Genomic DNA, 8262 nt, shown 5'->3' with positions numbered 1-8262 from the left:
CGCGCATTCACAGGAAACAACTTGACCATCAAACGCTCCATCAATCAGAGCGTTGCTTCGACCATATGACTTTGCCGGGTCCCAACGGGGGGTGTCCTGCCAACTCACGGGTACTTCAAAAGAAATAGGCGAGTCGCTTGAACGATGACAAAAACGATCACAAGAACGACGACGAAGAACGCCGGCGGGAACTCGGCGACAACGCCGGTCCCGTTGAAGAGGAGATTGAGGAATCGTTCGACCGCACGGTTGACGAGGGCGCACAGCGTCTGAACCGCACCTTTCCGGATGTTCTGATCACCGGCCTCTTCGGTGGGTTCGAAATCGGTGTCGGCGTGATCGCGTATCTTGCGGTGCTCCATGAGACGGATAACCACCTGCTGGCCGGGCTGGCCTTCAGTGCGGGCCTCATTGCGCTGCTTCTCGCCAAGAGCGAGCTCTTTACCGAGGGGTTTCTCGTTCCCATCGCGGCTGTGACCGCCAAGCAGGCGAGCCTTGCCCAGTTAGGCAAACTGTGGGGCGGCACTCTCCTGGCGAACCTCGCAGGCGGCTGGATATTCATGCTGATCGCGATGAACGCCTTCCCGCAATGGGCAGAGACGGTGACCACTTCCGCCGAACACTACGTCGACGCCGGGCTGAGCTGGCAAACCATCTGCCTTGCCCTGCTAGGCGGCAGCACCATTACGCTGATGACCCGGATGCAGCACGGAACCGAGGAAATGAGCGGGAAGCTGATGGCCGCCGTCGTCGGTGGTTTTGTGCTTTCCGGGCTGCAGCTGTTCCACTCGATCCTTGACTCGCTGCTGGTCTTCGGCGCGATCCTCGCCGGCGCGGACATCAGCTATCTGGCCTGGCTGGCGTGGTTCAGCTACACCGTCGTATTCAACATCATCGGTGGGATCCTGCTGGTCACGGCCCTCAGGCTCGTCCGGGACCGAAAGCTCGTGGAGCGCGAACGGGAAAAGACGAGTTGAATTGGCAGGACACGCCGTAAAAGAGTGGGCAAAAGGGGTGTGTCCTGCCAACTCGGCGATGGTTAGTTGCGCCGGGCCAGCCATCCCAGGGTCAGGGTGCCCGTGGTCCGGCGGAAGCCGCTGTCGCCTTCGGCCAGCTCCAGGGCTGCCCACACCATTAGACAGGCCTTGCTCGCAGCAGATAGCGCCCGCCGGTTCTTCTCGTCGAGCGCCATCATCGATGCGGCACCCAGCAGCGCCCATCCCACTATCGGTGCATTTGGCCGCTTGGCTATGGTCTGCTGCCCGAGGTCGTTCCTGATGAATCCCATTACGCGCCTTTCTTGGATGCTGACTTCGACTTCTTGGTGCCCGCCGCGTCTTTCTTCTCGCGGTTCTTCTCGACGCTGCGGCGGAGGGCCTCCATGAGGTCGAGGACATTTCCGCCCTCTTCCTCACCCGTCTCCCCAAACGTCTCATCGGTGTCGAGGGCCTCGCCCTTCTCGAGCTTCGCCTCGATGAGGATGCGGAGCTGCTCCTGGTAGTCGTCCTTGAAGTTTTCGGGATCGAAGTCCGAGGAGAACGACTCGACTAACGCCGCCGACATCTCCTTTTCCTTGGCGGAGATGCGCACCTTCTCATCGAGGGACGGGAAACTGGCCTCGCGCACCTCGTCCTGCCACAGGAGCGTCTGGATCATCAGCACATCCCCGCGCACGCGCAGTGCAGCGAGCCGGGACTTCTGCCGCAGCGAGAACTGCACGATTGCCGTCCGGTCCGTCTCCTCGAGCGTGCGCCGCAGCAGCACGTAGGCTTTCGTGGACTTCGAATCCGGCTCAAGGTAGTAGGCGCGGTCGAGCATGATCGGATCGATCTGGTCGCTGGGAACGAACTCGACCACCTCGATCTCCCGGCTCTTTTCCACCGGAAGAGAAGCGAGGTCTTCGCTCGTGAGCACAACGGTGCGTTCGCCGTCGTCGTACGCCTTGTCGATGTTCTTGTACTCGACGATCTCGCCGCAGATCTCACAGCGCCGCTGGTAGCGGATGCGCCCGCCGTCCTTGTCGTGGACCTGATGAAGGCTGATGTCGTGGTCTTCGGTGGCGCTGTAAACCTTCACGGGCACGTTGACCAGCCCAAACGCTACTGCGCCTTTCCAGATCGCTCTCATGTTCCTAGTGAACCAGTGTTGCCCGTGCCGGTCTACGATTGCTTAGGTGAACTCCGAACCGATGGTTACCAAGACGCTTGCCGATGGGGAACCCGCCCTCTGGTTCGAGATGCGTTTCAACGCGCCGGCCCGGGTCCTGTGGAAGCACCTCACCGACCCCGAGAAGCTCAAGTATTGGTTCCCGTGCCAGCTGGACATCCTGCCGCGCAAGGGTGCCGTTGTCACCTTCAAGTTCCCCGGCCAGAAGGCCATGGAGGGCACTGTTCTCGAGGCGGAGAAACCCCGGCTGCTCGCCTATACCTGGGATGAGGAAGTGCTCCGCTGGGAAATCGAGGACGACGACGACGGCGGCAGTCTCCTCACGCTCACGAACACCGTCCAAGAGGGCCAGGACATCGCCCGCTCAGCGGCCGGCTGGCATCTGACCCTCATGGGCCTTGACGATTACCTCAACGAACGGTCTCTCGGACAGGATCCGGCGCTCTGGGACCAGTACGTGGCGCGGTACGAGGAGCAGCTGGGCGGCTAGCCGCCACTGGCGTAATCGCCGCATCCCTACAAGACTGGGCAAATGGCTCCAGGCAGCGCGCAGCAGACGGTTACCGTCGATGGGCGGCGCCTGAAGCTCACGAGCCTGGACCGCGTGATGTATCCGGAGACGGGCACCACGAAGGCCGACGTGCTTGCCTACTACGCCGCAGTGGCCGATTGCCTCATCCCGCATGCACGCAACCGCCCGGTCACCCGGAAAAGGTGGGTCAACGGCGTCGGAACCGAAGACAAGCCGGGTGAAGTCTTCTTCCAGAAGAACCTGGACAAGTCGGCGCCGTCGTGGATTGAGCGCCACGGGATCGAGCACAGCGACCATACCAACGTGTACCCGATGCTCAATGACCTCGCGACGCTGACGTGGCTGGGGCAGATCTCCGCCCTAGAGATCCACGTTCCGCAGTGGCAGTTCGGGCCGGGCGGGGAGCTCAACAACCCGGACCGCATGGTGCTGGACCTTGACCCGGGCCCCGGTGCTTCGCTTCCGGAATGCGTCGAGGTGGCGCGGCTCGCTCGGGAGATACTGAACGACATGGGCCTCGATCCGCGGCCGGTGACGAGCGGATCCAAGGGGATTCACCTGTATGCGGCGCTCGACGGCAAGCAGACCTCGGACCAGGTATCCGCCGTCGCGAAGGAACTGGCAAGAATCCTCGAAGCTGACCATCCGGACCTGGTGGTCAGCGACATGAAGAAGTCGCTGCGCGGCGGAAAGGTGCTCCTGGACTGGAGCCAGAACCACCGGAACAAGACCACCATCACGCCCTACTCCCTCCGCGGGAAGGCCCGCCCGATGGTGGCGGCACCGCGGACCTGGGAGGAGCTCGACGATCCCAATCTGGCCCACCTCGACTTCGAGCAGGTGGTTGAGCGCATTCACGAGCACGGCGACCTGCTGGCGGACATGGACAAAGGAACCGCTGACACCGCGGCTGTCGCTTCAAACAAACAGCACGACGACGGCGGTCGGGACCGCCTGCACACCTACCGGTCCATGCGCGACGCCTCGAAGACACCCGAGCCCGTCCCGGAAACGGTAGGCGAGCCCGGCGGCAACAGCTTCGTCATCCAGGAGCACCACGCACGGCGGCTGCACTACGATTTCCGGCTGGAGCGCGACGGCGTCCTGGTTTCCTGGGCCATCCCGAAGGGACCGCCGACATCCACGGGCGAGAACCACCTCGCCGTCCAGACCGAGGACCACCCGCTGGACTACGGCTCCTTCGAAGGCACCATCCCCAAGGGCGAGTACGGGGGAGGCGAGGTCTACATCTGGGACTCGGGCACGTACGAGGCGGAGAAGTGGCGGCCCGGCAAGGAAGTCATCTGCACCCTGCGGGGCCGCGAGAATGGTGGGCTGGCCAGGGGCGGCAACGCTGTGCGCAGGTTTGCCCTTATTCACACCGGCGGCGCCACCGACTCGGCCGAGAAGAACTGGCTCATTCACCTGATGAAGGAACAGCCCGGGCAACCGTCCCCGCCGGCCTTCGCGCCGCGGCCCGTCGAAGAGCTGCCCACGCTCAAGCCAATGCTGGCAGCCACAGGATCCCCGGGACTGCTGCGTTCGGAGGAGGACTGGGCGTTCGAGATGAAGTGGGACGGTATCCGTGCCCTCGCAACGGTGACGCCGGAGGGAACCCGCCTGCTGAGCCGCAACGGCAATGACCTGACCAAGGCGTACCCGGAACTGGGGGACCTCGGCAGCTACGTCAACGGCGAGCAGGCGGTGCTCGACGGTGAGATCGTGGCTCTCAACAAGGCCGGCCGGCCCGATTTCGGACTGCTCCAGGGGCGGATGAACCTGACCAAACATTCGGAGATCGAAGCGGCCCGGAGACGGACGCCCGTTCATTTCCTGCTGTTCGACCTGCTGCATCTGGACGGCAACTCCCTGCTGGAGCTCGGGTACGCCCAGCGCCGCGAGGTACTTGAGCAGGCCGTGGATCCCCCCGACGACGGCCACATCCAGGTGCCGCCCGCCCTGGATGCAACGCTCGACGAGGCCATTGACGCCAGCAAGGAACTCGGCCTCGAAGGGATCATGGCAAAGCGGGTGAACAGCACCTACTCGCCGGGCCGGCGCTCGGAATCCTGGGTGAAGATCAAGCATTCGCTGACCCAGGAGGTCGTCGTCGTTGGTTGGCGGCCGGGCAAGGGGAGCCGGGCGCACAAGGTCGGTTCACTGCTTGTGGCTATTCCCGACGGAGTGGACCTGAAGTACATCGGACGGGTGGGCTCGGGCCTGACGGAGCGTGAGCTGGCGGAGATCGGGTCGCGGCTCAAGAAGATGGGCCGCAAGACCGCGCCGTTGGACGATGTTCCGGCCCCCGATGCGTCCGATGCACGCTGGGTCCGCCCGGCACTGGTCGGCGAGGTCCAGTTCAGCGAACGCACCTCGGGCGGCAAGTTGCGCCACCCCGTGTGGCGGGGGTGGCGGCCGGACAAGAAGCCGTCCGATGTCGTCGTCGAAATCTGAACCTGTTTCGGAGTCCCGGTCGATGCGATCAAGGAAAGAGGGAACTATGCAGCTCGAAGCGCTCGACGCCTGGTGGCGGGCGGCGAACTACCTGTCCGTCGGTCAGATCTACCTGCGGGACAACCCGCTCCTGCGCCGGCCGCTGCGCCGTGAGGACGTGAAGGAGCGCCTGCTCGGACACTGGGGGACCACGCCCGGCCTCAACTTCATCTATGCCCACCTGAACCGGGTCATCACCGAGCGCCGGCAGGAGATGCTCTTCATCACCGGCCCCGGCCACGGCGGTCCCGCGAACGTCGCCAACGCCTGGCTTGAGGGGACCTACACCGAAACCTACAGCCACGTAGGGAAGGACGAGGCGGGCCTGAAGGAGCTGTTCAAACAGTTCAGCTACCCCGGCGGGATTCCGTCCCACGCCGCCCCAGAAACGCCAGGCTCCATCAACGAGGGCGGCGAGCTTGGCTACTCACTCGCCCACGCCTACGGCGCGGTCTTCGACAACCCGAACCTGATTGCAGCCTGCGTGATCGGCGACGGCGAGGCCGAAACCGGACCGCTGGCCGCAAGCTGGCACTCGAACAGCTTCCTGGACGCCCGGCATGACGGCGCGGTGCTGCCGATCCTGCACCTGAACGGCTACAAGATCGCCAACCCCACCATCCTGTCCCGGATGCCCGAGGCGCAGCTGGAGCAGTTGATGCGCGGCTATGGCTATGACCCGCACTTCGTCACCGTTACCGACCCGCACGCCACTGAGCAGGCGCACCGGGATTTCGCCGCCACCCTCGAGACCTGCCTTGAGCGGATCTCCGAGCTGCAGGCGGTAGCGCGCCAGGAACCGCGCGCCGGCGCCGAGTACGCGCCGTGGCCCATGATCGTGCTGCGCTCGCCGAAGGGATGGACGGGACCCGAAACGGTGGACGGCAAGCAGGTCGAGGGCACCTGGCGTGCCCATCAGGTCCCGCTGTCGGGAGTGCACGACGACGACGCGCACCTGGCCCAGCTCGAGGAATGGATGCGCTCCTACCGGCCGGATGACCTCTTCGCCGAAGACGGAACCCTCAGGGACGAAGTTGCCGCTCAAGCGCCCTCGGGAGATCTGCGGATGAGCGCAACGCCGTATGCCAACGGGGGCCGGCTCCTGCAGGACCTCAAGCTGCCGGCGTATGGGGACCACGCCGTCGTCGTCGATAAACCGGGTCAGGAAAAGGTGAGCCCCATGCTCACCGCAGGTGGCTATCTGCGGGAGATTATCCGGCTGAACCCGGAGAACTTCCGCCTCTTCGGACCGGATGAAACCGCCTCGAACCGCCTGCAGGACGTTTACGAAGTCACCGACAAGGCATGGCAGCAACGGATTGACGACGTCGACGAGCACCTTGCGCGCTCAGGCCGCGTTCTTGAGGTCCTCAGCGAGCACCTGTGCCAGGGCTGGCTTGAAGGGTACCTGCTGACAGGCCGCCACGGGGTATTCAACTGCTACGAAGCGTTTGTGCACATCGTCGACTCGATGTTCAACCAGCACGCCAAGTGGCTGAAGGTGCATCAGGACCTGCCATGGCGGCAGCCGATCGCTTCGCTGACCTACATGCTGTCCAGCCACGTCTGGCAGCAGGACCACAACGGGTTCTCACACCAGGACCCCGGGTTTATCGACCACGTGGTCAATAAGAAGGCGGACGTCATCCGCGTCTACCTTCCGCCGGACGCCAACACCATGCTCGCCGTCACTGAGCACTGCCTGCAGACCAGGGACCGGGTGAACGTGATCGTCACGGGGAAGCAGCCCACCATGGCCTGGCTCGGCCCGGAGGATGCACGGCTTCACGTCGAGCGCGGCATCGGGGTCTGGAACTTCGCTGGAAGCGAGGATGCGCACGGCGGGGAGGACCCCGACGTCGTACTGGGGTGTGCAGGAGATGTGCCGACGGTCGAGGTGGTGGCGGCGGCAAAGCTGCTCAAGGACGCGCTGCCTGAGCTGAAAGTGCGGGTGGTGAACGTGGTGGACCTGATGCGGCTCCAGGACGAGGCCGAGCACCCGCATGGGTTGCCGGCCCGGGAGTTCGACACCGTCTTCACGCGTGACCGGCCGGTCATTTTCGCCTACCACGGCTATCCGTGGCTCATCCATCGGCTGACCTACCGGCGCACCAATCACGACAACATTCACGTGCGCGGCTATAAGGAGGAGGGAACCACCACCACGCCGTTCGACATGGCGATGCTGAACCAGATCGACCGGTACCAGCTTGCGATGGACGTCATCGACCGGGTGCCGTCGCTTCGATCAACGCAGGCGGGGCTGCGGCAGCACCTTCAGGACGAGCGGCAGCGGGCGTGGCAGTACACGCGCGACGCCGGCAAGGACATCAGTGCCGTGACCGGCTGGCTGCTGGAGGAGGCATCGCCCGACGACGCCACGTAAGACCCGCGCGCGGGCGGTCACTCGGAAGCGGTCTCCTCGTCTCCCGACGGCACCCGAACGGATGCCTCCGGAACCCAGGTGATGTCACCATGCTCAAGGTTCGCGTTCCGCGCAAGGACAAAGAGGAGTGCAGAGAGCCGGTTGAGATACTGGCCGTTCGCCCGGTTCATGGCGTCGGGATACTCCTCCACTGCCGCCCAGACAGCACGCTCGGCACGGCGGACGACGCCGCGGGCCGTATACAGGAGCGCCGCGGACAGGGTGCCGCCGGGGAGGATCATTCCGCTGAGGTCGCCGGCTTCCTGGGCGAAATGGTCGATGGCGCGCTCAAGCCGCTCGACATGCGCCGGGACCATGCGCGCTTCCGGCTGCTCAGCGGCATTCATCGGAGCGGCGAGATCCGTTGCTATGTCGAACAGATCGTTCTGCACGCTCACCAGGGTGGCGGAGACGTCGGTGGGGAGTCCTCCCGCCGCGATTGCAACGCTTACTGCGGCGTTCGCCTCATCGCATTCGGCATGGGCGACCACCCGACTGTCGTTCTTGGAGCAGTTGCCGTGGCAACCGAACACCGTCCAGCCGGTGTCTCCCTCACGGGTGTAGAAGGGGCCGTCGGCGTAGTTGTCTTTCGCTTCCTGAACCATTCGGTCAGTATACTTAGCGTCGGTTTTGCGTTCCGCGATTG

Annotated in this window: 7 protein-coding genes; 4 read left to right on the top strand and 3 right to left on the bottom strand. The window is 64.4% G+C overall.

Annotation, left to right across the window (positions count from 1 at the left end; all coding sequences use genetic code 11):
• Positions 1-137: 137 nt before the first annotated feature.
• Positions 138-977 (top strand): formate/nitrite transporter family protein, encoded by an 840-nt coding sequence (locus Q0877_RS13200; protein WP_299168538.1) that lies wholly within the window; start codon positions 138-140, stop codon positions 975-977.
• Between the two features lie 62 nt (positions 978-1039).
• Here Q0877_RS13200 and Q0877_RS13195 read toward each other — a convergent pair whose 3' ends face one another.
• Both Q0877_RS13195 and Q0877_RS13190 read right to left on the bottom strand, forming a co-directional pair.
• Complete coding sequence (locus Q0877_RS13195) at positions 1040-1288, bottom strand: hypothetical protein (protein ID WP_299168536.1); 249 nt, start codon at positions 1286-1288, stop codon at positions 1040-1042.
• On the bottom strand, positions 1288-2127 hold the full coding sequence (locus tag Q0877_RS13190; protein WP_299168534.1) for a Ku protein: 840 nt from the start codon (positions 2125-2127) through the stop codon (positions 1288-1290). The genes Q0877_RS13195 and Q0877_RS13190 overlap by 1 nt, the downstream gene beginning before the upstream one ends.
• A gap of 46 nt (positions 2128-2173) precedes the next feature.
• On the opposite strand from Q0877_RS13190, the gene Q0877_RS13185 reads away from it, so the two are divergent.
• From Q0877_RS13185 to Q0877_RS13175, 3 genes are read left to right on the top strand one after another with little or no spacing between them, the layout of a single operon-like run.
• Positions 2174-2656 (top strand): SRPBCC domain-containing protein, encoded by a 483-nt coding sequence (locus Q0877_RS13185; protein WP_299168533.1) that lies wholly within the window; start codon positions 2174-2176, stop codon positions 2654-2656.
• A gap of 42 nt (positions 2657-2698) precedes the next feature.
• A complete protein-coding gene (locus tag Q0877_RS13180) occupies positions 2699-5152 on the top strand; it encodes an ATP-dependent DNA ligase (RefSeq protein WP_299168531.1) in 2454 nt (817 codons plus the stop codon).
• Positions 5153-5174: 22 nt separating this feature from the next.
• Complete coding sequence (locus Q0877_RS13175; protein WP_299168529.1) at positions 5175-7577, top strand: phosphoketolase; 2403 nt, start codon at positions 5175-5177, stop codon at positions 7575-7577.
• A 17-nt stretch (positions 7578-7594) separates the two neighbouring features.
• Here the strand turns inward: Q0877_RS13175 and Q0877_RS13170 are convergent, their stop codons facing one another.
• Positions 7595-8221 (bottom strand): cob(I)yrinic acid a,c-diamide adenosyltransferase, encoded by a 627-nt coding sequence (locus Q0877_RS13170; RefSeq protein ID WP_299168528.1) that lies wholly within the window; start codon positions 8219-8221, stop codon positions 7595-7597.
• Positions 8222-8262: the final 41 nt, after the last annotated feature.

The organism is uncultured Arthrobacter sp. (assembly GCF_947495145.1).
In the GTDB taxonomy this organism is placed as follows: Bacteria; Actinomycetota; Actinomycetes; order Actinomycetales; family Micrococcaceae; genus Arthrobacter_D.
This window is presented reverse-complemented; position numbering and strand designations above follow the sequence as displayed.